Here is a 305-nt window from a genome sequence, read left to right on the forward strand (position 1 = left end):
TAAGACTTTGTAGCTCATCAGGGTTATTGCGCAGAGAACGGATACCGGTATTCTCTTCCACTAATTTAAAGCGATCATTGAATACCGCAAAATTTAAATGCGCCCGCGGGGCAACAGCATCAAAGGACTGCCTCTCCTGCTCTAACAGCGTTGCACCGGTAGCACCGGAAAGCTGTTGTAGCGCCGGCATATCACCGGTGGTAGCCGGATTATTATGTCCGTTGACACCCACACCAATACCCCGAAGCGATTGCAGTAACTGATTGGCGATACCTTTGTTAAGAGGATGCTTACTTTTATTCCGG

The 305-nt window shown here is 48.5% G+C and carries 1 protein-coding gene; it reads right to left on the minus strand.

Annotated elements, in window-relative coordinates; translation table 11 throughout:
• On the minus strand, nt 1-305 hold a 305-nt coding region (locus KW844_RS28925), incomplete at both ends, for a hypothetical protein (RefSeq protein WP_218380242.1).

Origin of the sequence: Chitinophaga sp. sic0106, from assembly GCF_019219075.1 — a bacterium.
Classification (GTDB): Bacteria; Bacteroidota; Bacteroidia; order Chitinophagales; family Chitinophagaceae; genus Chitinophaga.